Here is a 26,352-nt window from a genome sequence, read left to right as displayed (position 1 = left end):
CCTTCATGGCGTTTGGCAGTCGTCCCGCTGGTACCGGTAAGCACCGTGGCTCCAGCCGTCTGAGCAAGAAGACCGCCGGTTACGCCGGTATCGCCGCGATCGCCACCACGGGTGTCGTCGGCTCCCTCGCCGCCCCGGCCTTCGCCGCGGACAACCACAGCAGCACCATCGGCCAGGACAACGGCCTCGGTGCCGTCGTCGTCGCCGAGGACCTCGCGGGTGACATCGCCGACCAGGCCGAGTCCCAGCACCGCGTCGCCGAGCAGGACGCCGCCAAGGCGCAGGCCGAGGCCGACGCGAAGCAGCGGGCCGCCGAGGCCAAGCGCATGGCCGAGGCCAAGGCGAAGGCCGAGCGCGAGGCCGCCGAGCGCGCCGCCCGCGAGGAGGAGCGCAAGCGCCTCAACACCTTCGTCGCCCCGGTGGACGGCTCGTACGTCAGCACGCAGTACCACGCGGGCGGCGGCATGTGGTCCTCCGGCAGCCACACGGGCATCGACTTCCACGCCGCCTCCGGCACCTCGGTCCACGCGGTGGGCCTGGGTACCGTCGTCGAGGCCGGCTGGGGTGGCGCGTACGGCAACAACGTCGTCATCAAGCACAACGACGGCACCTACACCCAGTACGGGCACATGTCCTCGCTGAACGTCTCCGTCGGCGACCAGGTCACCCCGGGCCAGCAGATCGGTCTGTCGGGCTCCACCGGCAACTCCAGCGGCCCGCACCTGCACTTCGAGGCCCGCACGGGCTCGCAGTACGGCTCGGACATCGACCCGCTCTCGTACCTGCGCTCGCACGGCGTCAGCGTCTGACCCTCGCGGCGGCACGCCTCGCACGGTTTCACCGAAGACCCCGACTCTCCGAGTCGGGGTCTTCGTGTGTTGCGTCTTCGTGCAAATGTTTCGTATTTCCGGCCGCTCTCGGAAATTATCGTGTGTTGCAATAGAGTCGCAGTACGCGCATGTGCGTGCAATGGCGCCGGCGGTCGGAAATAGGCGGAGGTTCGGTCTTGCGTATTCCTGCGCACGCGGTATGCACGGCAATCCGCGACGATATCGTCTCCGGGGTGTTCGAGCCGGGCGGCCGGCTGACCGAGGAGGTGCTGGCCCGCCGGTACGGGGTCTCGCGCGTCCCGGTGCGCGAGGCCCTGCGGACCCTGGAGTCGGAGGGGTTCGTCACCACGCGGCGTCACGCGGGGGCGTGCGTGGCCGAGCCGACCGAGCAGGAGGCCGCGGACCTGCTGGAGATGCGGATGCTCCTGGAGCCGCTGGCCGCCGCGCGCGCCGCCCGGCGGCGCACCGACGCGCACCTCAAGGTGCTGCGCGGACTGGTCAGGCTGGGTCAGGAGCGGGCCAGGCGGGGCCAGGGAGAGGATCTGCGGTCCCTGGGAGGCTGGTTCCACGAGACGCTCGCCCAGGCCTCCGGCAGCCCCGGACTGATCGCGCTGCTCACGCAGATGCGGCACAAGATCGCGTGGATGTACGTGGTGGAGGCGCCGACCCGGCCGGTGGAGTCCTGGGCCGAGCACGGGGCGGTCGTGGACGCGGTGGCGCGCGGCGACGCCGAACGGGCCCGGGCGCTGACCGCGATGCACGCCGACCGGGCGGCGGGGGCGCACCGGCTGCGGCTCCGCCCGGCGGTGAGCACTTCGCAACCTGCCGTAAACATGTCGAGCGGCCGGCATTAACAGGAGCCGTATACAAAGGATGGGATCGCGCGAATTCGCTGTGCGGTGGCCGATCGATCCGTATCGGGGTCGATTTCACGTGCAGAATTCCGATGCGGCCGAATTCGGTGTGCGTCGGCTCCGGGCAGGCCCCTTCCCCGCCCGGCGGAATTTCTCCGGTGTCCGTTTCCCGTAGGGCGCCCGTCCGGTGGCGACCTTCGGTGGCGAAGCCGGATCGAGCCCGCCCGGCCACCCGTCGCGGTGGCGGCGGCAGGGCGGGGGCCCGCGCCGGGCCGCACCCCGGTGGGAATCCGCGGGGCGGAAGCCGGTCTCCGGCGTCGCCCGGGCGGACGGTCGTGCCGGGCGGGCCCTGTCGGGCCGAGCGGCAGAGCATGCGGGAGGGTCGCGCGGAACCCGCACGGCCCGGGCGGCGCCGGCCCGCACGCGAACGGCGACGCCGGCCGCGGTCCTTGCGGGAACGGCGCCGGCCGGAGGGGGTTCCCGCAGACCCGTCCCCGCCCTGGCGCGGCCTGCTGCGCGCAACGACGAAGCCGCGACCCCCGGACCGGGGGCCGCGGCTTCGCGCGTGAGGTCGAACCCGAAGGGTCAGACGGTCTCGGGGAGCTCCTCGAGACCCTCGGCGACCAGCTTCGCGAGGCGGTCGAGCGCGGCGTCCGCACCCTCGGCCTCGGAGGCGAGGACGATCTCCTCGCCGCCCTGGGCGCCCAGGCCCAGGACCGCCAGCATGGAGGCGGCGTTGACGGGGTCGCCGCCGGACTTCGCGATGGTCACCGGGACGCCGGAAGCGGTCGTCGCACGGACGAAGATCGAGGCGGGACGAGCGTGCAGGCCCTCGGCCCACCCGACGTTGACGCGGCGCTCTGCCATGGTGATGCCCTTCAGGTTCTTACGGTTGTCTAGACCAGTCTCTCACGACGTCCGGAATGCTCGGACCTACCATCGGCCTGAATTTTCCGCCGTTCGACCTCACCCAGCTTGCCCTGATATGACCCGTCCTGCCTCATCCGCCGCGCGAGGGCTGTACGGCCTGATCCGGCCGTAAGGTAGGCCCATGACCATCGAGTCGGACCCCTCCTACCCGGCCCACTGGGAAGCCGACGTCGTCCTCCGTGACGGCGGCACGGCCCGGATCAGGCCCATCACCACCGAGGACGCGGGCCGGCTCGTCAGCTTCTACGAGCAGGTGTCCGACGAGTCGAAGTACTACCGCTTCTTCGCCCCCTACCCCCGGCTCTCCGACCGCGACGTGCGCCGCTTCACGCACCACGACTACGTGGACCGGGTCGGCCTCGCCGCGACCATCGGCGGGGAGTTCATCGCCACCGTGCGCTACGACCGCATCGACGCCGCCGGCCGGCCCGCCTCCGGACCCGCCGACGAGGCCGAGGTCGCCTTCCTCGTCCAGGACGCCCATCAGGGCCGCGGGGTCGCCTCCACGCTCCTCGAACACATCGGCGCGGTGGCCCGGGAGCGCGGCATCCGGCGGTTCGCCGCCGAGGTGCTGCCCGCCAACACCAAGATGATCAAAGTCTTCACGGACGCCGGCTACCAGCAGAAGCGCAGCTTCGAGGACGGCTCCGTCCGCCTCACCCTCGACCTCGAACCCACCGCCGAGTCCCTCGCCGTGCAGCGCGCCCGCGAACAGCGCGCCGAGGCCCACTCGGTGCAGCGGCTGCTCGCCCCCGGCTCGGTGGCCGTCGTCGGAGTCAGCCGCTCCGGCGCGGGCGTGGGCGCGGCCGCACTGCGCAACCTGCGCGACAGCGGCTTCCACGGCCACCTCTACGCGGTCAACGAGGCCGTCACCCGTGACCTCCTCGACGGAGTGCGGGCCTATCGCACCATCGATGCCATCGGCGCCCCGGTCGACCTCGCCGTGATCGCGGTCCCGGCCGACCGGGTACCCGACGCGGTGGCGGCCTGCGGCGAGCACGGGGTGCAGGGGCTCGTCGTCCTGTCCGCCGGCTACGGGGAGAGCGGCCCGGCCGGACTCGCCCGCCAGCGCGAACTGGTCCGGCAGGTGCGCTCGTACGGCATGCGGCTGATCGGGCCGAACGCCTACGGGGTGATCAACACCGCGCCCGAGGTGGAACTCAACGCCTCCCTCACCCCCGCACCGATGCCCACGCGCGGCCGGATCGGCCTGTTCACGCAGTCCGGGGCGATCGGCATCGCCCTGCTCTCCGCGCTGCTCCGGCGCGGCGAAGGCCTGTCCTCCTTCGTCTCCGCGGGCAACCGCGCCGACGTGTCCGGGAACGACATCCTGCAGTACTGGTACGACGACGAGGCGACCGACGTCGCCCTGCTCTACCTCGAAACCCTCGGCAACCCGCGGAAGTTCACCCGCCTCGCCCGCCGCACGGCGGCCGTCAAGCCCGTGGTCGTCGCCAAGGGCGGCCGGCACAGCCCGGCCGGGCACGTCGTCCCCGGCACCCGACTGCCGGAGGCCACCGTCTCGGCCCTGCTGCGCCAGGCCGGTGTCATCCGCGTCGACACGGTCACCGAGCTGGTGGACGTCGGCCTCCTGCTGGCGGCGCAGCCGCTGCCCGCCGGGCCCCGTGTCGCGATCCTCGGCAACTCCGAATCCCTCGGGATCCTCACCTACGACGCCTGCCTCACCCAGGGCCTGCGCCCCCTGCCGCCCCTGGACCTGACGACGGCGGCCGCGCCGGCGGACTTCCGCACCGCCCTCACGGACGCGCTGCGCTCCGAGGACTGCGACGCGGTCGTGGTCACGGCCATCCCGTGGGTGAGCGAGGACGCGCCGGCGGACGATCTGGCCGGTGCGCTGCGCGAAGCGGTGGCGGCGTCCCCGGGCAAGCCCGTCGCGGTGGTGCACGTCGAGCTCGGCGAGCTCGCCCTGGCCCTGTCCGCCGTGCGCGGGGTCCCGTACACCGCGTCGTCCCGGAACTGGGGCCCCGCTCCCGACCGGACGCCCCAGGCGCCGGCCGGGCCGCTGTCCGCGGCCGGGGACAGCATCCCCAGCTACCCCGCCGCCGAACGCGCGGTCAAGGCCGTCGCCGAAGCCGTCCGGTACGGGCAGTGGCGCCGGGCCGCCGCCGAGGACGACGGGCGGGTCCCCGAGTTCGAGGACATCGACGAGGCCGGGACCGCCGACCGGCTGACCCGGCTGCTCGCCGACGTCGACCCCGGCGCCGCGGCGACCCTGACCGACGAGGACGCCCGCGAGCTGCTCGCGGGCTACGGGATCCGCGTCCTGCCCACCCTCCCTGCGCCCAGCGCCGACGCGGCGGTCCGCGCCGCCGGCGTCCTGGGCTACCCGGTGGCGCTCAAGACCACCGCCCCGCACCTGCGTCACCGCGCGGACCTGGGCGGCGTACGCCTCGACCACACGAACGAGGCCGAGCTGCGGCGCTCGTACGAGGAGCTCACCGAGGCGCTGGGCAAGCCGGCCGAGCTCCAGCCCGTGGTGCAGGCCATGGTGCCGCGCGGGGTCGACACCGTCGTCCGCTCCGTCATCGACCCCGCCGCGGGCGCCGTCCTCTCCTTCGGGCTCGCCGGCGTCGCCTCCGAGCTGCTCGGCGACACCGCGCACCGGCTGGTCCCGGCCACCGACCGGGACGCCGCCGGGCTGATCCGGTCCATCCGGACCGCACCCCTCCTGTTCGGCTGGCGAGGCAGCGACCCCGTGGACACCCCCGCCCTGGAGGAACTGCTGCTGCGACTGTCCCGCCTCGTGGACGACCACCCCGAGGTGATCGGCGTCGCGCTGGAGCCCGTCGTGGTCGCCGCCGAGGGCGTGTCCGTGCTCAGCGCCACCGTCCGGGTCGCCCACCCGCCGGCCCGCGGCGATCTCGGCCCGCGGACCCTCCCCAGTTACTGAGCGGGTACGGCGCGGCCTGAGGGCCCCGTACGGGCCTTAGGATGGACCTCATGGCGAAATCCGGTACGACGACCCAGGGGCTGCGCACGGCGATCGAGCGCAGCGGCTACTACCCGGCCCTCGTGGCCGAGGCCGTGGAGGCCGCGGTGGGCGGCGAGCCGATCTCGTCGTACCTGGTCCACCAGGAGACGACCTTCGACTCCAACGAGGTGCGCCGGCACGTCACCGTGCTGGTCCTGACGGGCAACCGCTTCATCGTCAGCCACACCGACGAGCAGGCCGCCGACGCCGGGTCCCCCTCCCCGTACGCGACCACCTCCACCGAGTCGGTCAAGCTGTCCAGCATCTCCTCCGTGGTGCTCAGCCGCGTCGTCGCCAACCCGGAGAGCTACACCCCCGGCACCCTGCCCCGCGAGGTCGTCCTGACCATCGGCTGGGGCGCGGTCTCCCGGATCGACCTGGAGCCGGCCGCCTGCGGCGACCCGAACTGCGACTCCGACCACGGCTACACCGGCAACTCCACCGCCGACGACCTCAGCCTGCGGGTCAGCGAGGCCGGCGACGGCCCGGAGGCGGTGCGCCAGACCCTGGTCTTCGCGCAGGCACTCTCCGAAGCCACAGCGGCGACGTCCGCCACCCCCGCCCGCTGATGGCGTACTCCGCGGCACAGGAGTGGCCCGAGCCGGAGCTGCTGGACCTGGCGGGCGCCCCCGTCCCGGAGTACGGCGCCGGGTCGCTCGCCGACCTGCTGCCCACGCTCGTGGCCGGCCAGGGCGTCCCCGGTTTCACCGCGGCGATCACCGAGCTGACCCCGGCCGACCGGAACTGCGTGTTCCTGGTCGACGGCATGGGCTGGGAGCAGATCAAGGCCCACCCGGACGAGGCCCCGTACCTCACCTCCCTGCTCGGCAGCTCGCGCGGCGGCACCGGCCGCCCGATCACCGCGGGCTTCCCGGCGACCACGGCCACCTCGCTCGCCTCCGTGGGCACCGGCCTGCCGCCGGCCCGCCACGGCCTGCCCGGCTACGCCGTCCGCAACCCCGCCACCGGGGAACTGATGAACCAGCTCCGCTGGCACCCGTGGACCGCGCCGAAGCCCTGGCAGCCGTACCCGACCGTCTTCCAGCAGGCCGACAAGGCCGGGGTGGCGACCGCCCAGGTGTCCTCGCCCGCCTTCCAGAGCACCCCGCTCACCAAGATCGCGCTGAGCGGTGGCACCTTCCTCGGCCGGATGACCGGCGAGGAACGGATGGACCTGGCGGCCGAGCGCCTCGCCTCCGGCGACCGCTCGCTCGTCTACACCTACTACAGCGAGCTCGACGGGGCCGGCCACCGGCACGGTGTGGACTCCGACGCCTGGCGCGGCCAGCTGATGTACGTGGACCGGCTCGTCCAGCGGCTCGCCGAGCAGCTGCCGCCGCGCACCGCCCTGTACGTGACCGCGGACCACGGCATGGTCGACGTCCCCTTCGACGAGGACTCCCGGATCGACTTCGACGAGGACTGGGAGCTGAGCGCCGGCGTCGCCCTGCTGGGTGGCGAGGGGCGGGCCCGGCACGTGTACGCGGTGCCGGGTGCGCAGGCCGACGTGCTGACCGTGTGGCGTGAGGTGCTCGGCGACCGTTTCTGGGTCGCCAGCCGCGAAGAGGCCCTGGAACTGGGCTGGTTCGGCACGCCGGGGGAGTGCGACGAGCGCGTCCTCGGGCGCATCGGCGACGTGGTGGCGGCCGCCCAGGCCGACGTCGCGATCACCGCCTCGCGCAACGAGCCGAACGAATCCGCCCTCACCGGGATGCACGGCTCGATGACCGCGGCGGAACAGTTCGTCCCGCTGCTCGAAATCCGCACCTGACCCTCGCCCCGCACCCCGTACCCCGTACCCACCGCCCCACCACCTGCCCACGACCCGAAAGGTCCGTACTTCCCATGCCCGAGCTGGTGTTCTTCTCCGGAACGATGGACTGCGGAAAGAGCACGTTGGCGCTCCAGATCGCGCACAACCGCGATGCGCGGGGTCTGCAGGGCGTGATCTTCACCCGTGACGACCGGGCGGGCGAGGGCAAGCTGTCCTCGAGGCTCGGTCTGGTGACGGAGGCGGTGGAGGCGCCGGAGGGCATGGACCTGTACGCGTACGTGGTCGCCCAGCTCTCGAAGGGCGGCAAGGCGGACTACGTGATCGTGGACGAGGCCCAGTTCCTGGAGCCCGATCAGATCGACCAGCTCGCCAGGATCGTCGACGACCTGGACATGGACGTCTTCGCCTTCGGTATCACCACCGACTTCCGTACGAAGCTCTTCCCGGGCTCGCAGCGGCTGATCGAGCTGGCGGACCGCCTGGAGCAGCTCCAGGTCGAGGCCCTGTGCTGGTGCGGAGCCCGCGCGACGCACAACGCCCGTACGGTGGGCGGGGAGATGGTCGTCGAGGGGGCGCAGGTCGTGGTCGGCGACGTGAACCGCCCGGCGGAGGAGATCGGCTACGAGGTCCTGTGCCGCCGCCACCACCGCCGCCGGATGACGAGCGCCGCCTCGCGGGCGGGGTCGCTGTCGCCGGACGTGCTGCCCGTCGCTTCCAGCTGACTGCTGGTCCGGGAGCCCCTCACCGGACCGGTGAGGGGCTCCCGACACGCCCGCCCGGGCGAGGGCCGGTGAGGGTTACACCGCGGCCCGGCGGAAGCGGCTCAGGCTCGCCCAGACCGTGCCGACCAGCAGCACCGCGAACCACATGGCCACGACCAGGTGCGGGTGCTCGCCCGGGAAGCTCGTGCTCTGCGCCGTGGGGTTGCCCCACAGGTGGCGGCAGGAGTCGGCCACCGCGCTGATCGGGTTCCACTCGACGACCGGGCGCAGCCAGCCGGGCATGGCAGCGGCCGGGAAGACCGCGTTCGACAGGAAGGTGCACACGACCAGGATCAGGGCGCCGATCGAGTCGATGGACTCGATGTTCTTGACCATCATCCCGAGCGTGATGCCGACCCAGACCATCAGGAAGATGAACCCGCCGGCCACGGCGAAACCGGCCGCGACGGAGAGCGGGTCGCCGTGCGGACGCCAGCCGATGCCGAGGCCCACCAGCGTGATCACCGCGAGGACCCCGAGGCCGACCAGCAGGTCGCCCAGCGCATGCGCCACCAGAACCGCGGCCCGCGAGATGGGCAGCGACCGGAAGCGGTCCATCAGACCCGCCCGCAGGTCCATGGCGATGCTGATCGCGGTAGGTCCGATGCCGGCCAGCGCGACCTGCACCGCGATGCCCGCCATCAGGTACTCCTGGTAGTCACCCCCCTGGGGCGCCACGATCGCTTCCTTGAAGAGGTAGCCCACCGCCAGCAGCATCACCAGCGGATTGAGCACGATCCCGACGAGCCGTCCGGGAGTGCGGCGCAGATGGCGCAGCCGCCTGCCCGCCAACGCGAACGTCTCCGTGAGGGGGTGTCCCTTCGTGACCGCGGCGACGGGCGCGGGGGCCGGGGCCGGGGCCTGGGCCGGTTCGGGAGCGGGGTCCGGGCCGGGTGAGGCCGCCGCGGGCGGATGTGTGACCAGTGTGCTCATGGGCGGGTTCCCTCGGGTGGGCCGGTCGGTCCGCAGCAGCTCCGCGTCGACGATCGCACCGACCTTCGCCTGCGGTTCCGGATGCATCAGATATTCGTGGGCGTAGGGGAGTTCATGGACCCGCACGGTTCCGGTGACGTGTCCGTCCCAGCGGCCGGCCGCGGTCACCACGTCCGCCGCGGATCGTTGCGAGGTCGCGACGAACAGCGTCATGTCGCCGTCGAAGCGGCCGGGTTCGAAGCGCTCGGCGAGTTCCACGTGGTGGCGCATCACCGTCACCAGGCGTTCGACGTCCTGCTCGGTCAGCGAGCCGAAGGCGCCGCCGTGGCGCCGCAGGACCCCGGCCACCGCTTCCGGGTCCAGGGCCTCACCGGCCTCCCGCGCCTGTTCCTCCCCGAGGTACTCCAGGAACCGGCCGAGCAGCTCGCGGCGGTCGGGCAGCGGCCCGTCGAGCGTGCGGTCGTACGGGAAGGCGTCCAGGTTGGCGAGGAAGGCGACCTCGTCGCCGTCGGCCCGTAGCCGTACGGCCAGTTCGTGCGCGAGCAGTCCGCCGAAGGACCAGCCCAGCAGGTGGTACGGGCCCTCGGGCTGCGCCTCCCGGATGCGCGCCAGGTACGACTCGGCCTGCGCCTCGACGCTCGGCGCCGGCTCGGCCCCGCTCACCTGCGGCGCCTGGAGCCCGATGATCGGCCTGCGTTCGTCGACGTACCCGGCCAGCCCGAGGTAGGGCAGGCTCGTGCCCAGCCCGCCGTGCACGCAGAACAGCGGCGGCAGCGAGCCGGTGGGCCGGATCGCGAGCACGGGTGCGAACGGGTCCTGCGGATCCTCGCCGAGCGCGCCGGTCCGCAGCTGGCGGGCCAGGTGCTCGGCGCCCGTCGTGCGCCCGTCGACCAGGGCGGCGAGCGCGGCGGCCGTCCGCCGGGTGAACACCTCGGCCACGGTGAGGTCCAGCCCGCTCTTCGCGGCCCGGGCCACCACCTGGACGGTGCCGATGCTGTTGCCGCCGAGGGAGAAGAAGTCGTCGTCGGCGCCGACCGCGTCGAGCCCGAGTACGTCGGCGAACGCCCGGACCAGGGCCTTCTCGGTCTCGGTGACGGCCTCACGGCCCGCCGGCTTGCGACGGTCGGGCGCGGGCAGCGCCTGCCGGTCGATCTTGCCGTTCACGGTCACCGGCAGTTCGGGCAGCGTGACCAGCGCGGACGGCACCATGTAGTCGGGCAGCCGCTGGGCGAGCATCCCGCGTACCTCGCCGTCCTCGGCGGTGGCGCCGGGGACGGTCACCAGATAGGCCACGAGGGTCTGGACGCCCGGCCGGTCCTCCCGGGCGACGACCACGGCCTGCGCGATCCGCGGATGCTCCAGCAGTACGCTCTCGATCTCGCCGAGCTCGATGCGGAAGCCGCGGACCTTGACCTGCTGGTCGGAGCGGCCGAGGTAGTCGAGGTTGCCGTCCCCGCGCCAGCGCACGAGGTCGCCGGTCCGGTACATACGGGAGCCGGCCGGTCCGTACGGGTCGGCGACGAACCGCTCGGCGCTCACGCCGGGCCGGTCGACATAGCCGATGGCGAGGCCCGTGCCGCCCACGTAGAGCTCACCGACGACGCCCGCCGGGACGGGGGCCAGGTTCGCGTCGAGGACGTAGACGCGGTGGCCGGCGATGGGCCGGCCGATCGGCGGGCGGCCGCCGGTGATCCGGTCGCTGGCCGTGGTGACCACGGTGTTCTCGGTCGGACCGTAGAGGTTGTGCAGCCGGGTGACCGGCGACCAGCGCTCGACGAGCTCCGGGGTCATGGCCGCCCCGCCGACCGTCATCACCAGCCCTTCGGGCAGGCGCGTCCCCTCCGGGAAGGCGTCCATGACCACGGGCGGCAGCAGGGCGATGGTGATCCGGTGCCGGGTGATGAACTCGGCCAGCGGCAGACCGGCCCTCCGGTCGTCCGGGACCTGTACCAGGGTGCCGCCGACGAGCAGGGAGACGCACAGCTCCCACACGGCCGCGTCGAAGCTGAAGGTGGCGAACTGCAGGGCCCGCGTGTCGGGGCCGACGCCGAACCGCTCCCGGTGGTCGGCCGCGAGCGCCGTCGCGGTGCCGTGCGAGACCAGCACGCCCTTGGGCAGGCCCGTGGAACCCGAGGTGTAGATGAGGTAGGCGGGATCCCGTGAGGTCAGCGGGCGGACGCGCTCGGCGTCGCCGAGCCCGGCCGCGGAGCGGCCCGCGATCAGCGTCCGGGTGCCCGGGTCGTCCAGCACGAGCCGCCGGGCCCCGCCGGAGGTCTCCGGCGGCAGGGCTCCGGAGCCGAGCACCGCGGCCGAGGTGACCAGCAGGTGCGCCCCGGAGTCGGTCAGCATGTGGGTGATGCGGTCGACGGGGTAGGCCGGGTCGACGGGCAGGTACGCGGCGCCGGACTTCAGCACCGCCAACACGCAGACCACCAGCTCGGGCGACCGGGGCAGCACCAGGGCCACGAAGCGCCCCGGACCCGCCCCGCGGGCCACGAGTTCGTGGGCGAGCCGGTTGGCGCGCTCGTCCAGCTCCCGGTAGTCGAGGGTGACTTCCTCCGAGACGAGGGCGGGATGCCCGGCCCGGCGGGCGGCCCAGGATTCGAAGAGACCGGGCATGGTGTCGTCGGACTCCACGGCGGTACGGGAACCCGTGCTCCAATCGTCCAGCAGCCGGCTCCGCTCCTGCGCGTCGAGCACGTCCAGGCGGCTGAGCGGCGCGGCGGGGGTGGTGACGGCCGCTTCGAGCAGACGCAGGAAGGAGGTGACCAGCAGCTGCGCGGTGGTGCGCCGGTACAGGTCCGTCGCGAACTCCAGGCGTCCCGCCAGGCCTTCGCCGGGGCCGCCTTCGGTGAACTCGAAGACGAGGTCGAACTTGGCCGCCGTGGAACCGGATTCGACGAACTCGGACTCCAGGCCGGGAAGCTCGAACTCCGGCCGGGCGGTGTTCTGGAAGGCCAGCATCACCTGGAACAGGGGCTGCCGCGACAGCGACCGGACCGGGCTCAGCGCGTCCACCAGCCGCTCGAAGGGCAGGTCCTGGTGTTGGAACGCGCCCAGGTCGGCCTCGCGGACGCGGTGCAGCAGTTGCTGGAAGGTGGGGTCACCGCTGATGTCGGTGCGCAGGACGAGGGTGTTGACGAAGAAGCCGACCAGGTCGTGCAGCGCCTCGTCGGTGCGGCCCGCGATGGGCGAACCGAGCGGGATGTCGGTGCCGGCGCCCAGCTTGCCGAGGGTGGCGGCGAGGGCGGCCTGGACGACCATGAACGGGCTGACGCCCGAGACGCGGGCCAGCCGGACGATCCGCTCGTGGAGCCCGGCGGGGACGGTGAACGGCACGACGTCGCCCGCGTAGCTCGCGATCGGCGGCCTCGGGTGGTCGCTCGGCAGGGCCAGTTCCTCCGGAAGGCCGCGCAGCGCCTCGGTCCAGTACGCCAGCTGCCGGCCGAGCAGGCTGTCCGGGTCGTCCTCGGAGCCCAGCACCCGCTCCTGCCAGAGGGAGAAGTCGGCGTACTGGACGGGTGGTGCGGCCCGGTCCGGGATCTCGCCCGCGGTCCGGGCGCGGTAGGCGCGGGCGACGTCCTCGGCCAGCACCGGGACGGACCAGCCGTCGAAGGCGATGTGGTGCACGACCAGCAGCAGCACGTGGTCCCGCTCGCCGAGCGAGAAGAGCCGGGCGCGCAGCGGCAGGTCGCGGGTCAGGTCGAAGGGGTGGTCGGCCTCGGCGTCGAGCAGCGCGCCCAGCGCCTTCTCACCGCCCGGTACCGGAACGGCGTCCAGCGCCGGCCGTGCCTCGTCCGCCTCCCGTACGACCTGGCCCGGCTCCTCGCCGATGGCCGGGAAGACGGTCCGCAGCACCTCGTGGCGCTCGCTCACGTCACCCAGCGCGTCCCGCAGGGCATCGCGGTCGAGCTCACCGCGCAGCCGGACCGCCAGGGAGATGTGGTAGCCGCCGGCCTCGGGGGCCAGCCGGTTGAGGAACCACATACGGCGCTGCTGGTGCGACAGCGGCAGGAAGCCGGGCCGGGGCCCGGCACGCAGCGGGGTGCGGGCGGCGGGCGAGGTGATCAGGTGGGCCGCGAGCGCCGCCGGGGTCGGGCACTCGAACAGGGCCCGCACGGACAGGTCGGCTCCCAAGGCCCCGCGCACCCGGCTCACCAGCCGGGTGGCCAGCAGGGAGTGCCCGCCGAGGGCGAAGAAGTCGTCGCCCACGCCGACTTCGGGCAGTCCCAGGACGTCGGCGAACAGCTCGCGCAGGATGTCCTCGGCGGGGCCGTCGGCCTCCCGGCCCACGGCCCGCTCGACCTCGGGCGCGGGCAGCGCCTTGCGGTCGACCTTCCCGCTGGGGGTCAGCGGGAAGGTGTCGAGCAGCACGCACACCGAGGGGACCATGTACTCGGGAAGGGCGCCCCTGACCTTTTCCCGGACGGCCGCGCCGTCCAGGGCCGGCGCGCTCCCGTCGGCGTCCGCCTCCGGTACCAGGTAGGCGACGAGCCGGGTGTCACCGGGGCCGACCTCGCGGGCGGCGACCACGGCCCGGGCGACCTCGGGGAGTTCGGTCAGCACGGTCTCGATCTCGCCGAGCTCGATGCGGTAGCCGCGCACCTTCACCTGGTGGTCGACCCGGCCGATGTAGTCGAGCTGCCCGTCGGAGCCCCAGCGGACTAGGTCACCCGTACGGTACATCCGGGTTCCGGCGGGTCCGTAGGGGTCGGCGACGAACCGTTCCGACGTCAGCGAGGCACGGCCCAGATAGCCGTGGGCCAGGCCGGTGCCGGCGATGTACAGCTCGCCGACGACTCCGCGCGAGACCGGCCGCAGAGCCTGGTCCAGGACGTACACCTGGGTGTTCGCGATGGGCCGGCCGATGGACGGGGCGCCCGGGCGGGTGCCGTCGAGGACGGAGGCGGTGGACCAGATGGTGGTCTCGGTGGGGCCGTACACGTTGAGGACGGTGCCGGCGGCCTCCACCAGAGCGGCGGCCAGCGGCTCGCCGAGAGCCTCGCCGCCGGTCAGCAGGCGAAGGCCCGCCAGGCATGCGGGGGCGGTGGCCACCAGCGCCTGCCAGTGGCTCGGCGTGGCCTGTACGACGGTGGCGCCACCCGCGGTGATGGCCGCCGCGAGAGCCGCCGGGTCCTGGACGGTGGCCCGGTCCGCGAGGACGAGGCCGGCGCCGGTGAGCAGCGGTACGAACAGCTCCAGCATGGCGATGTCGAACCCGAAGGTCGTGACGGCGAGGAAGCGGTCCCGCTCGGTGACGGCCACGCGGCGGGCCATGTCGTCGACGAGGTTGACGAAGGCGCCGTGCGGGACGACGACCCCCTTGGGGCGGCCTGTCGAACCGGAGGTGTAGATCACGTACGCCGGGAGGTCCGGGCTCAGGCTTCCGCCGCGTTCGGCGTCGGAGATCGGTCCGGCGGGCTGCCCGAGCAGCTCGGCCGCGGTGTCCGCGTCGTCGAGCAGCACGGTGGCACCCGTCCACCGCAGGGCCTTCGCCGTGTCCGCGGTGCTCAGCAGCACGGTGGGTGCCGCGTCGTCGAGCATGAGGCCGATGCGCTCGGCGGGATGACCGGGATCGACGGCCAGGTAGGCGGCGCCGGTCTTGAGCACGGCCAGCGCGGCGACCACCAGGTCGGCGGAGCGCGGCAGGGCGAGCGCCACCAGGCGGCCGGTCCGGGTGCCACGGCTGATCAGCAGACGGGCGAGGCGGTCGGCGCGGTCCTCCAGGGCGGCTGCCGTCAGGAAGTCGTCCGCGTACTCCACGGCGACCCGGCCGGGATCCGCCGCGGCGCGCCGGGCGATCAGCGCCGGGAGCAGCCCGGCCGGCGCGGGCGAGGCGGTCCGGTTGTAGGTCCGCAGGACCAGCTCCCGTTCCGCCGGCTCGATCAGTTCGAGCCGGCCGAGCGGGAGGTCCGCGGCGGCCGGCACCCGGGTGAGCAGGCCGGCGAGGCGGCGGACCAGCAGGTCGGCCTCCTCGGGCCCGAAGAGGTCCGGACGGTACTGGACCGTCAGCTCCAGTTCGACCCCGGGCAGCGCGACCAGGCCGAGAGGGAACTCGGTGGCGTTGCGGATCTCGGAGCGGCGCAGCACCAGGCCGGTCAGGGCGGTGAAGGCGGCGGCGTCGGTCCTGGGGTAGTTCTGGAACATCACGGCGGTGTCGAACAGGCCGCCCACACCGACGAGTTCCTGTACCTCGGCCAGGCCGAGGTGGCGGTGGGGGAGGAGCTCGCTCTGCCGGTCCTGGAAGCCGGCGAGCAACTCGGCCACGGTGCGGGAGGGGTCCAGGCGGACCCGGGCGGGCAGCGTGTTGGCGAACATGCCGACCATCGCCTCGACGCCGGGCAGTTCGGCCGGGCGCCCGGAGTCGACCATGCCGAACACCACGTCGGTGCGGCCGGTCAGGTGGCCGACGAGCATGCCCCAGCAGCCCTGGACCACCGTGCCCAGGGTCAGCTCGCGGGAGCGGGCCCATTCGGTGAGGCGCGCGGTCTCCTCGGGACCGAGGGCGGTGCTCACCGACCGGGGGAGCGACGGGGTGCCGGACGGGTCCGGCAGGGCGACATGGGTGGGCTCGTCCACCCCGGCCAGGGCGGAGCGCCATGCCTCGCGGGCCGCGTCCCGGTCCTGCCGCCCGAGCCAGGCGAGGTAGTCGCGGTAGTGCGGCGCGGGAAGGGAACCGGAGGCCGCCTCCCCGGTCGCGTACCGGGTGAACAGGTCGTCCAGCATGATCGGCATCGACCAGCCGTCGAGGACGATGTGGTGGACCGTCAGCAGCAGCCGGAAGCGGTGGCCGCCCAGGCGGACGAGGGTGCAGCGCAGCAGCGGCGGCCGATCGAGACGGAAGGGACGGACCCGGTCCGCCTCGGTGGTGCGCGCCAGCTCGGCCGCCTGTTCGGCCGCCTGCTCGTCCCCGGCGAGGGCGGAGAGGTCCACGATCTCCCACGGCACGTCGACGCCGTGCGGGACGACCTGGACCGGTTCGCCGTTGCGGCGGGTCCGGAAGCACGCCCGCAGACCGGCGTGGTCCTCCAGCAGCCCGCCCACCGCGGCCCGCATCCGGTCCTCGTCCAGAGGTCCGTCCAGATCGGCCACCAACTGCAGCACATGGAGGTCGAGGCCCTGTTCCACGAAGTCCGCGTGGAACAGGAAGCCCTGTTGCAGCGGTGCGAGCGGCAGGAACTCGCTCTTCCGCGAGGATTTCACCGTGTGCTCTCTCATGACTCCAGCTCAGTGTCGAGTTCGTCCATCTCGTCGTCGCTCAGGGCCAGGAGCGGCGCCTGCGGGTCGGCGGCGGCGGGCCGGTGCGCCGGTACGCCGGCCCGGTCGGCGGCGGCGACGACGGCCGCGAGGGCGAGGGGGGTCCGGTGCCCGAAGACGTCCCGGGGAGTGATCGTGATGCCGTGGGCGCGGGCCCGGCCCACGACCCGGATGGAGCTGATGGAGTCCCCGCCGAGGGCGAAGAAGTTGTCGTCGATACCGACGGACCCGACTCCGAGCACCTCGGCGAACACCGAGCACAGCGCCCGCTCGACCGGATCGCGGCCCTCCCGACGGGTCCCGGAGGCCGCCGTGTCGGCCGCTCCGGCCGGGTGGGGAAGAGCCTTGCGGTCCACCTTCCCGTGGGCCGTCAGCGGCAGGACGGGCAGGAAGACCCAGGCGGACGGGACCATGTACGCCGGCAGCACTTCCGCGAGCGCGGCCCGGGTTCCCTCGAGGTCCTCGGCGCCCGGTGCCACGACGTAGGCGACGAGACGGGTGGCCCGGGACGGGTCCGTGAGCGTGACCACCACGGCGTCGGACACCTGCGGCAGCGTGCGCAGGGCCGCCTCGATCTCACCGAGCTCGATCCGATGGCCCCGCACCTTGACCTGGTGGTCGCGACGCTCCACGAACTCCAGCTGCCCGTCCGGCCGACGCACCACGCGGTCGCCGGTGCGGTACATCCGGGCGCCCGGGACCCCGCTGAAGGGATCGGCGACGAAGGAGGCGAAGGTCTTGCCCGGGCTGGCGAGGTAGCCGCGGCCGACGCCGGCCCCACCGACGTACAGCTCGCCGACGGTGCCCGCCGGTACCGGGCGGAGCTCGTCACCCAGGACATGCAGGAAGGTGTTGCGGACGGCCCCGCCGATCGGTACGCGGGCACCGGGCCGGTCCTCGGCGCGGAGCACCGCATGGGTCACATCGTCCGAGCACTCGGTGGGGCCGTACGCGTTGACCAGCGGGACCGCGGGGAAGTGGCTCCACCAGCGGTCGCACAGATCGGCGGGGAGCGCCTCCCCGGTGACCACCAGACGCCGCAGACGCCCGGGGACGGCGGCGGGGCCCGTCGCGTCCCACGTGTCGAGGGCGGCACGGAGCAGGGACGGAACGACCTCCAGGATCGAGACGTCCTCCGCCGAGACGACGCCGAACAGCGCGTCCGGGTCGGCGGCGACCTCGCGCGGGACCACCCGGACGGTGGCGCCGACGACGAGCGGGGCCAGCATCTGCCAGACCGACACGTCGAAGGTGACGGGGGCGTTCTGCACGACCCGGTCGCCGGCGCCCAGCGCGAGGTCCTCGACCTTGGCCAGGAGGTGGTTCTCCATGCCGCGGCGGTGGACCATGGCGCCCTTGGGCTTGCCCGTGGACCCCGACGTGAAGATCACGTAGCCGAGGTCGTCCGGCAGGCCGAGAGGCTGTGCCGGAGCGTCCGGGGCCTGCGGTGACCGCCCGGTCTCCTCGTACCCGACGGCCGTCTCCAGGATGCTCAGGCCGTCCCCGGCCAGGTCCAGCACCTCGGCGGCCAGGTTCGCGCAGCCCGGGCCCACCAACAGGCACCGGGCCCCGGAGTCCGCGACCAGGGAGGCGATGCGGGCCACCGGAGCGCCGACGTCCAGCGGGACCCAGGCCGCTCCGGCCTGCAGGATCCCCAGCACCGAGCCGACGAAGGCCGTGCCCGGCTCGGCCAGCACCGCGACGAGGGAGCCGGGGCCCACTCCGGCCGAGGTCAGCCGCCCGGCCAGCTCGTCCGACCAGCGGACGAGGGAGGCGTAGGAGAACTCGTGCTCCCCGTCCGCGACGGCGACGGCGGTGGGGGAGATCCGCGCGAACTCGCGTACCCGTTCCACCACACCGCCGGGGATGCCGACGTCGCCGGCGCTCGCGGTGTCGTTCCACTTGCGCAGCAGCGCGCTCTCGTCCTCGGTCAGGACATCCAGCCGGGCCAGGGCCCGGTCCGGTGCGGCGGCGAGGTCCAGGAGCAGCGCGCGGAAGCGCCGCGCGAGCGTCGCCACCTCGTCACGCGTCAGGAGGTCGGGCGCGTGGTCGAAGCGGACCTCGAACTCCCGGCCGGGCAGGACGACCATGCTGAGCGGGTAGTGGCGGGCGTCGCGGGCCGTGACGTCCGCGATCCGCAGACTTCCACGGCCGGCCGGGACACCGCCGGCCACCTCGTCCATGGGGAAGTTCTCGAAGACGAGGGCGGTGTCGAAGGGTTCACCGTAGGCGGCCAGTGCCGGACTGCCGCCGAGCATCTCGGCGAGCCCGAGGTGGTCGAAGTCGCGCAGGGCGGACTGCGTGTCCTGCAGGCGCAGCAGGAACGGGCCGACGGGCTCGGCCGGGTCGAGGACCACCCGTACCGGCAGCGTGTTGAGGAAGGGGCCGACGATGCTCTCCACGCCGGGCAGGGCGGCCGGCCGGGTGGACACGGTCGAGCCGAACAACACGTCGGAGCGGCCGGTGAGCCGGCCGAGCAGCACGGCCCAACCGCCCTGGAAGAGCGTGTTGGTGGTCAGGCCCTGGCGCGCGGCGAAGCCGGAGAGCACGGCGGTCTCCTCGGCGGTCAGCCGCAGCGACACGGACTCCGGCGGGGCCGGCCGCCGGTCGGGGGCCGCCCCGCACAGCAGGGTCGGCTCCTCCAGTCCGGCGAGCGAGGCGGCCCACGCCGCCTTGGCCGCGTCGCGGTCCTGGCCGGCGAGCCAGGCGAGGTACGTACGGAAGGGAACGGCGGGCGGCAGGCCCTCGGCGGCGCCCTCGCCCTCGTAGCAGGCGAGCAGTTCGCGTACCAGGACGGGCATGGACCAGCCGTCCACCAGGATGTGGTGCAGGGTCCAGACGAGGCGGTGACGCTCCTCGTCCAGCCGCACGAGGGACCAGCGCATCAGCGGCGGGCGGGTCATGTCGAAGCGTTCGAGCCGGTCGTGGTCGGCGAGCCGGTCCACTTCGTCCCGCTGCTCGGCGGCTGCGAGCCCGGACAGGTCCACGCGGCGCAGCGGTACCCGGACTCCCGCGCGCAGGACGGAGACCGGATCGCCCGAGTCCCGGTGGTGGAAGGCTCCGCCGAGGCCGGGATGCCGGTCCAGGAGGGCCGCCAGCGCACGCTCCAGGGCGTCCGTGTCCACCGGGCCGATCAGGTCGGCCGCGACCTGCAGGGTGTACAGGTCGGTCGCCCGCTCGTCGAACTCCGCCTGGAACAGCATGCCGCGCTGCATCGCCGTGAGCGGCAGCACGTCCGTGACCGCGGTGTGCTCCGGAGCCTGCCCGGCGTGCTCGATCTCGTCGATCTCCTCCTGGCCCAGTGCCACCAGGGGCAGGTCGGAGGGCGTGTGGCCGCCGGCTCCGGGCAGGTCCAGGTGGGTCACGAGGGCGCACAGGGCCGCGAACCAGGACTCGGCGAGCTCACGGACCTCGGCCTCGTCGAGGATCTCGTCCGCCCACAGCCAGTCGGCGACCAGCCGCGGGCCGTCGGCGTGGTCCTCGGTCACCGGGGTGACCGACAGGGCGTGGCGCAGCGGGGTGTCCGGGTGGAATCCGGTGGAGATCACCGAGGAGCCGCCGGCGAGGGTCCAGGGTCCTTCCGTCCCGTCGACGCGGAACCGGCCGAGGTAGTTGAAGCCGAGGCTCGGGGTGGGCGCCGCGGCCAGCGGTCGGGCGGTGCGCGCGTTGAGGTGGCGCAGCAGGCCGTAGCCGATCCCGCGGTCCGGTACGGCGCGCAGCTGTTCCTTGACCCGCTTGACGGCGGTGGCGAGCGCCGGACCCGAGGCCCGGGCCTCCTCCCGGTCCAAGGACCCGAGGTCGAGACGGACGGGGAAGACGGTGGTGAACCAGCCGACCGTGCGGGAGAGATCGACGTCGTCGGTGATCTGTTCCCGGCCGTGTCCTTCGAGTTCGATCAGGAGGGGGCGCGCGGCGTCCGGCGCGCAGCGGCCGCGCCAGTCGGCCGCGGCCAGGGCCAGCGCGCCGAGCAGGACGTCGTTGATCTCGCCGTGGAAGGCGGCGGGAACCGTGGTCAGCAGGGCCGCGGTCCGGTCGGCGGGCAGTTCGAGCCGCAGCCGCCGGGCGGTGGCGTAGGTGTCCCGGGACGGGTCGAGCGGGCGGCTGCCGAGGACGGAGGGCTCCTCCTCGCGCTGGGCCTGCCAGTAGGGCAGTTCGGCGATCCGCCCGGACACGCGGGACTGCTCGGCGAGGGTGGCGGCCCAGCGGCGGTAGGAGGTCGCGACCGGCTCCGGGTCGGGCACGCGGCCGGCCGCGACCGCGGTCCAGGCGGCTTCCAGGTCGCCCGTCAGGATGCGCCAGGAGACGCCGTCGACGACGGCGTGGTGGGCGAGCAGCAGCAGGTGCGAGACGGGGGCGGGGCCGCCGTGGAGCAGCACGGCCTGGAGCATGACCCCGTCGGCGGGGGAGAGCCTGGTGCGGGCGGAGTCGGCCGCGGCGCAGGCCAGCCGGTCCAGCAGGGTGGGGTCGTCGGCGGCGCCGGCGGCGTCCACGGTGGTGATCAGCCGGCCGGCGGGCACCGAGCCGGGCTCGGCGGTGTGCAGGGACCAGATGCCGGGAGCGGGCTCGGTCACCGTCATACGCAGGGCGTCGTGCCGGTCGAGCAGCGCCTGCAGCGCGGGGGCGAGGGTGTCGGCGGTCATCGCGGAGGGCACCCGGAGCAGCACGTGCTGGTTGAACTGCCCGGCCGGACCGCCGATTTCACCGAGGTCCTCGGCCAGCTGGGCGATGATCGGGGTCGGTTCGACCTCACCGACGCCGTCCTCGGCGGCCGTCGGGCCGGCGGGAGCCGCCGGCCCGGCCGTAGCGGTGGAGGTCGCCACGAGGCCGGCGAGGGCGGCCGGGGTCTTGAGGGCGAAGATGTCGCGGGGGGTGAGCACGACGCCCCTGGCCCGGGCGCGGCTGACCACTTGGATGGAGCTGATGGAGTCCCCGCCCAGGGCGAAGAAGCCGTCGTCCGCGCCGACCGTGTCGAGGCCCAGGACCTGGGCGAAGACCTCGCGGAGCAGCTGCTCGGCGGGGTTGCGGGGGTGCGGGCCGCGCCGCCCGATCGGGCCGGACGGGACCGGTGCCGGTGCCGGTCCAGGAACCGGGGCCGGGGCCGGCGCGGCGCTGTCCGGCGTGGGCAGGGCGCGACGGTCGACCTTGCCGTGCGCGGTCAGCGGCAGCGCCGGAAGCGGGATCCAGCCGGTCGGGACCATGTACGAGGGCAGCAGCTCGGCCAGCGCGTCCCGGACGGCCGCCGGCTCCGCACCGGGAGCGACCAGGTAGGCCACCAGACGTGCGGTGCCGTCGGCTCCCTCGGAAGCGGTGACGGCGACATCGGTCACGTGCGGCAGGGAACGCAGCGCGGCTTCGATCTCACCCAGTTCGACACGGTGACCGCGGATCTTCACCTGGTGGTCGCGCCGTTCCAGGAACTCCAACTGCCCGTCCGGGCGCTGGACCACGTGGTCGCCGGTGCGGTACATGCGGCTGCCCGGTACGGGTGCGAACGGGTCGGCCACGAAGGTGGCGGCGGTCTTGACCGGGTCCAGGAGATAGCCGCGCCCGACGCCCTCGCCCGCGACGTGCAGCTCGCCGATGGCCCCGGGGGGCACGGGCCGCAGGTCGTCGCCGAGGACGTAGAGCCGGGTGTTGCGAACGGGGACGCCGATGGGTACGCGGACGCCGACCGGGGAGCCGGCGCGCAGGACGGCGTGCGTCACGTCGTCCGAGCATTCGGTGGGCCCGTACGCGTTGACCATCGGGACCGCCGGGTAGCGCTGCCACCAGCGCGTGCAGAGGTCCGGCGGGAGGGCCTCGCCGGTCACCACGAGCCGGCGCAGGTGCCGGGCGGCCGGCGTTGCGGGGGCGGTGTCCCAGTTGTCGAGAGCCGCCCGCAGCAGCGTGGGGACGACCTCCAGGACGGTGACGTGGTCGTCGGTGGCGGTGGCGAACAGGGCATCGGGGTCGGCGGCGACCTCGCGGGGGACCAAGTGGACGGTGCCGCCGACGGCGAGCGGGGCCAGCATCTGCCAGACCGACACGTCGAAGGTGACGGGGGCGTTCTGCACGACCCGGTCGGCGGAGGTCAGTTCCAGGTCGTCGATCTTGGCGCCGAGGTGGTTGAGCATGCCGCGGCGGTGGACCATGGCGCCCTTGGGCTTGCCCGTGGACCCCGACGTGAAGATCACGTAGGCGAGGTCGTCCGGAAGGCCGAGCGGTGCGCGCAGTCCGTCCAGCGGCACCGGGTGCGGGGTCAGGCCGCCGGGCAGCGGGTGGATCCGTACGCCACCGTCGCCGAGCTCCGCCGCCAGGCCCCGCAGACCGGGCCCGACCAGGAGGTGGCCGATCCGGGCGTCGGTGATCAGGCCGTCGATGCGGGCGACCGGCGCGTGCACGTCGAGGGGGACCCAGGCCGCACCCGCGCCCAGGACGCCCAGGACGGCTCCGACGAAGGCGGCGCTCGGCTCGGCGAGGATGCCCACCAGGGTCCCGGGACCGACTCCGGCCGAGGCCAGTGTCTCGGCGAGCTCGTCCGCCCAGATCGCCAGCGAGGAGTACGAGGCCTGGGTGGTGCCGTCGGTGATCGCGAGGGCGGCGGGCGTGGACGTGGCGAACTCCCGCAGGAGTTCCACCACGCCCCCCTTCAGCGTCGCGCCGTGGGGGCCGGTGCCGGAGGCCAGGAGGGCGTCGCGCTCCTGCGCGGTGACGAGGTCGAGGCGGCCCAGCGGCGTCGCCGGAGCGGCGGCCGCCAGGCTCTGCATGAACGCCCCGAAACGGCGGAGGTGGCCCATCACCTCGGGCTCGGAGTACCGCTCGGGGTTGCCGTTCATGTGCAGTTCGAGGCTGCCGTCGGCGCCGTCCAGCACCGTGATCATGAGGTCGTCGACGATGCCCGTGGAGAGGTTGTGCAACCGGGCCTCGCAGGGACCGAGCCGGAACTCCGGTGTCTGCGGCAGCACGTTGATGAAGGGGCCGAAGGGGCGCCGGTCCGCCCGCATGCCGAGGGCGCGGCGGATGCGCTCGGCCGGGTAGCGCTGGTGGCGCAGGGAGCGGGCGACCGCCTTCGAGGTGTTGCCCAGCAGCTCGGCCACCGTGGTCGCGGGTCCGACGCGGGCCGGGAGCGGCAGGTAGTTGGCCACCATGCCGGGCACGTTGCGCGCGGTGGCGGTCAGCCGAGCCGTCATGGGGAGGGTCAGGAGCACCTCGTCACGGCCGGCGGCCTTGCCCACGTACGCCGCGGCCGCGGCGATGGCGAAGGTGGGCCAGGTCACCGCGGCGGCGGAGGCCGCGGCGCGCAGGCTCTCGGCGGTGGCCGGGTCGAGTTCATGGCTGCGGCGCAGGAAGCCGGTGCCGGGGACCGGGTCGCCGGCGGCGAGGGTGACCGGTTGTGCCGCGCCGTCGAGGTGGGCCTCCCAGAAGCGCCGGTCGCGTTCCACGGCGGACGACTCCAGATAGGCGGCCTCCTCCCGCAGGAGCAGGTCCAGCGGGGGCAGCGGGTTCCCCGGCGGCTCTTCCTCGCCCGAGCTCAGCGCTCCGTAGACCTCGCTGAGGCGCCGGTAGACCGCCAGCCGGCTGTAACCGTCGGACAGCAGGTGGTGCATGGCCAGGTAGAGCAGGGTGCGGTCCTTCGACACCCGGAACAGGGCCGTGCGGAAGAGCAGCCCGCCGGCCGGCTCGAACGGCCGGTGCAGGTCCTCGTCCATCAGCCGCAGCGCCTCGGCCACCGGATCCGGGCTCCCGCCGAGATCCAGGACCCTCAGCGGGAGCTCGTCCAGCGGCTCGATGCGCTGCACCGGCAGTCCGTCCACGTCGTAGAAGCGCGCCCGGGTGCACTCCGCCTCGTCCAGCACCATCCGCAACGCGCGCCGGAGCAGCGGCTCGTCGAGCGGTCCGCCGACATCCAGGTAGTCGGCCATGTTGTACGCGAGCCGACCGCTCGACAGCTGCTCGTCGAACCAGATGCCTTTCTGGGCCCCCGTCAGGGGCAGATCCGGAAGGGTGGGCGAAGTCATGACGGTCTCCATGAGTGCTGCGGACGAGGTGTGCCGGTGAGGACGCCCGCCCGTCGGTGCAGGACGTGCGGCGAAGGGCCCGGTGGCCGGGGCGGAGTCGGAGGCGGGTTCAGAGGTGCTCGGCCGCCACCGCCTCCTGGAGGGCCCCGGGACCGTAGAGGTCGCTCACCCACTGGTCCTGGTAGACGGTGTCCAGGTAGCGCTCGCCCAGGTCGGGGGCGATGGCCACGGCCGAGACGTCCGCCGCGAGGGGGTGCTCGCCGAGCCATGCGGTGGCCCCGCTGACGACGGTCCCGGTGGAGCCGCCGAACAGGAAGCCGCGCCGGGCCAGCTGCCGGCAGGACCGGACGGTCTCGATCTCCGGAACGATGACCACGTCGTCCACATAGGACTCGTCGAGCAGTTGGGGCTTCACGCCCGTACCGAGACCGGGGATCATGCGGGTCTGCGACGGCCCCCCGAAGGTGACCGAGCCGACGGCGTCGATCGCGACGATCCGCACGGAAGGCTTGTTCTCCCGCATGTAGCGCGCACATCCCATGAGCGTCCCGGTGGTGCCGGCGCCGACGAACAGGATGCCGAGGTCGGGGAAGGCCTTGAGGATCTCCGGGCCGGTCAGCTGGTAGTGGGCCATCCAGTTGTTGGGGTTCGCGTACTGGTTGAGCCACACGGAGTCACTCGTCTCCGCGCACAGTTCACGGACCCGCTGGATACGCGCCCCCAGCAGACCGTCCACCGGATGCGGCTCGGTGACCACGTGCACCTCGCTGCCCAGCAACTGCATCAGCTGGCGTGCGGCGAGGGTGCAGCGGGAGTCGGTGACGCAGATGAAGCGGTAACCCCGGCTGCACGCGACGATGCTCAGCGCCACGCCCAGGTTCCCCGAGGAGCTCTCCACGATGGTCGAGCCCGGGCGGAGGTCTCCCGCGCGTTCCGCGGCGGCGACCATCGCACGCGCCGCTTTGAGCTTGACGGAGCCGGCGAAATTGAATCCCTCGCACTTCAGGATCAGACGTTCGCCGACAATGGATTCAAGGTCGACATAGAGGTCGTCGGCATTGAATTCATACGGGGCAGATATGACTTGAATGGGACACTCTCCACGTCGATGTGTCCGGCGGAGGTCGTGAACCAGGCCGGCTCGCCTGCTGCTGAGATGTCTTCATCGGCCATGGGTGGTCAAATGCCCTTCCGGCGGCGGACTCCGAAAGCTTGTCAAACGCCGCTGACATTCGGTTGACCAGGCGCTGACCGTTTGTTGCGCCTTGCCCGTCGCAACCGGGCATTGCTAGCTTGTGGCCCGAAGGCCCGCCCCGACCGGGCCGGGGCCGACGGGGACCACTGGGGGAAATGACATGCGTCTGGTGCTCGCAGAGGACCAGTTCCTGCTCCGCGAGGGACTGACGCGGCTATTGGAGCTGAACGAATTCGAGATCGTGGCCGCGGTGGGTACCGGCCCCGAACTCATCAAGGCGCTCGCCGAACACGAGCCGGACGTCGCGCTCGTCGACATCCGGATGCCGCCCACGCACACCGACGAGGGACTGCGGGCCGTTCTCGACGCCAGGCGCCGGCGGCCCGGCCAGCCCTCCCTCCTGCTGTCGCAGTACGTCGACCAGCTCTACGCGCAGGAGCTCCTCGCCGACGGTGAGGGCGGGGTCGGCTACCTGCTCAAGGACCGGGTCTTCAACAGCGCCCAGTTCATCGAGGCCTTGCATCAGGTCGCCGCGGGAGGAACGGTCATGGACCCGGACGTGGTGTCCCGGATGATGAGCCACAACTCCCAGGACCAGCAGATCTCCCGGTTGACCGACCGCGAGCGCGAGGTCCTCGGGTACATGGCCGAGGGCCGGTCCAACGCGGCCGTCGCGACCGCGATGGTGATCACGGAGAAGGCGGTGGCCAAGCACGTCAACAGCATCCTGGCCAAGCTGGACCTGCCGCCGTCGAAGGACGACAACCGCCGGGTCATGGCCGTACTGACGTACCTGAACCGGACCTGACCCGCCGCGCGCGACCCCGGG

General features: G+C 73.3%; 11 protein-coding genes. 7 read left to right on the top strand and 4 right to left on the bottom strand.

Annotated elements, in window-relative coordinates:
* The first annotated feature begins 5 nt into the window (after positions 1 to 5).
* Positions 6 to 809 (top strand): M23 family metallopeptidase, encoded by an 804-nt coding sequence (locus BCL76_RS04455; protein WP_109778168.1) that lies wholly within the window; start codon positions 6 to 8, stop codon positions 807 to 809.
* 197 nt (positions 810 to 1,006) lie between these two features.
* On the top strand, positions 1,007 to 1,684 hold the full coding sequence (locus tag BCL76_RS04450) for a GntR family transcriptional regulator (RefSeq protein WP_109778167.1): 678 nt from the start codon (positions 1,007 to 1,009) through the stop codon (positions 1,682 to 1,684).
* Between the two features lie 585 nt (positions 1,685 to 2,269).
* On the opposite strand, the gene BCL76_RS04445 is transcribed toward BCL76_RS04450, so the two are convergent.
* A complete protein-coding gene (locus BCL76_RS04445; protein ID WP_030012489.1) occupies positions 2,270 to 2,551 on the bottom strand; it encodes an HPr family phosphocarrier protein in 282 nt (93 codons plus the stop codon).
* Positions 2,552 to 2,735: 184 nt separating this feature from the next.
* Between BCL76_RS04445 and BCL76_RS04440 the strand changes: the two genes are divergently transcribed.
* The 4 genes from BCL76_RS04440 to BCL76_RS04425 all read left to right on the top strand — a co-directional run bounded on the left by BCL76_RS04440 (position 2,736) and on the right by BCL76_RS04425 (position 8,102).
* Positions 2,736 to 5,525 carry a bifunctional acetate--CoA ligase family protein/GNAT family N-acetyltransferase gene (locus BCL76_RS04440; protein ID WP_109778166.1) on the top strand — a complete coding sequence of 930 codons (2,790 nt, stop codon included), beginning with the start codon at positions 2,736 to 2,738 and terminating at the stop codon, positions 5,523 to 5,525.
* 50 nt (positions 5,526 to 5,575) lie between these two features.
* Positions 5,576 to 6,175, top strand: a complete 600-nt coding sequence (locus tag BCL76_RS04435; RefSeq protein WP_030713230.1) for a DUF5998 family protein — start codon at positions 5,576 to 5,578, stop codon at positions 6,173 to 6,175.
* Positions 6,175 to 7,377 carry an alkaline phosphatase family protein gene (locus BCL76_RS04430; RefSeq protein WP_109778165.1) on the top strand — a complete coding sequence of 401 codons (1,203 nt, stop codon included), beginning with the start codon at positions 6,175 to 6,177 and terminating at the stop codon, positions 7,375 to 7,377. The genes BCL76_RS04435 and BCL76_RS04430 overlap by 1 nt, the downstream gene beginning before the upstream one ends.
* 74 nt (positions 7,378 to 7,451) lie before the next feature.
* Positions 7,452 to 8,102, top strand: coding sequence for a thymidine kinase (locus tag BCL76_RS04425; protein ID WP_109778164.1), 651 nt, complete (start codon positions 7,452 to 7,454; stop codon positions 8,100 to 8,102).
* 75 nt (positions 8,103 to 8,177) lie between these two features.
* Here BCL76_RS04425 and BCL76_RS04420 read toward each other — a convergent pair whose 3' ends face one another.
* The 3 genes from BCL76_RS04420 to sbnA all read right to left on the bottom strand — a co-directional run bounded on the left by BCL76_RS04420 (position 8,178) and on the right by sbnA (position 25,418).
* Positions 8,178 to 16,292 carry a non-ribosomal peptide synthetase gene (locus tag BCL76_RS04420; RefSeq protein ID WP_109778163.1) on the bottom strand — a complete coding sequence of 2,705 codons (8,115 nt, stop codon included), beginning with the start codon at positions 16,290 to 16,292 and terminating at the stop codon, positions 8,178 to 8,180.
* Positions 16,289 to 24,328, bottom strand: coding sequence for a non-ribosomal peptide synthetase (locus BCL76_RS04415; protein WP_109778162.1), 8,040 nt, complete (start codon positions 24,326 to 24,328; stop codon positions 16,289 to 16,291). The genes BCL76_RS04420 and BCL76_RS04415 overlap by 4 nt, the downstream gene beginning before the upstream one ends.
* A gap of 109 nt (positions 24,329 to 24,437) precedes the next feature.
* A complete protein-coding gene (gene sbnA, locus BCL76_RS04410) occupies positions 24,438 to 25,418 on the bottom strand; it encodes a 2,3-diaminopropionate biosynthesis protein SbnA (RefSeq protein ID WP_109778161.1) in 981 nt (326 codons plus the stop codon).
* 265 nt (positions 25,419 to 25,683) lie between these two features.
* On the opposite strand from sbnA, the gene BCL76_RS04405 reads away from it, so the two are divergent.
* A complete protein-coding gene (locus BCL76_RS04405; RefSeq protein ID WP_109778160.1) occupies positions 25,684 to 26,331 on the top strand; it encodes a response regulator transcription factor in 648 nt (215 codons plus the stop codon).
* Positions 26,332 to 26,352: the final 21 nt, after the last annotated feature.

The sequence above is a fragment of the Streptomyces sp. CG 926 genome (genome assembly GCF_003148825.1).
Classification (GTDB): Bacteria; Actinomycetota; Actinomycetes; order Streptomycetales; family Streptomycetaceae; genus Streptomyces.
This window is presented reverse-complemented; position numbering and strand designations above follow the sequence as displayed.

Coding starts and splice junctions, on each gene's coding strand:
- BCL76_RS04415 (WP_109778162.1), bottom strand. CDS start 24,328: ATGACTTCGCCCACCCTTCCGGATCTGCCCCTGACGGGGGCCCAGAAA.
- BCL76_RS04425 (WP_109778164.1), top strand. CDS start 7,452: ATGCCCGAGCTGGTGTTCTTCTCCGGAACGATGGACTGCGGAAAGAGC.
- BCL76_RS04440 (WP_109778166.1), top strand. CDS start 2,736: ATGACCATCGAGTCGGACCCCTCCTACCCGGCCCACTGGGAAGCCGAC.
- BCL76_RS04430 (WP_109778165.1), top strand. CDS start 6,175: ATGGCGTACTCCGCGGCACAGGAGTGGCCCGAGCCGGAGCTGCTGGAC.
- BCL76_RS04445 (WP_030012489.1), bottom strand. CDS start 2,551: ATGGCAGAGCGCCGCGTCAACGTCGGGTGGGCCGAGGGCCTGCACGCT.
- BCL76_RS04435 (WP_030713230.1), top strand. CDS start 5,576: ATGGCGAAATCCGGTACGACGACCCAGGGGCTGCGCACGGCGATCGAG.
- BCL76_RS04420 (WP_109778163.1), bottom strand. CDS start 16,292: ATGAGAGAGCACACGGTGAAATCCTCGCGGAAGAGCGAGTTCCTGCCG.
- BCL76_RS04455 (WP_109778168.1), top strand. CDS start 6: ATGGCGTTTGGCAGTCGTCCCGCTGGTACCGGTAAGCACCGTGGCTCC.
- BCL76_RS04405 (WP_109778160.1), top strand. CDS start 25,684: ATGCGTCTGGTGCTCGCAGAGGACCAGTTCCTGCTCCGCGAGGGACTG.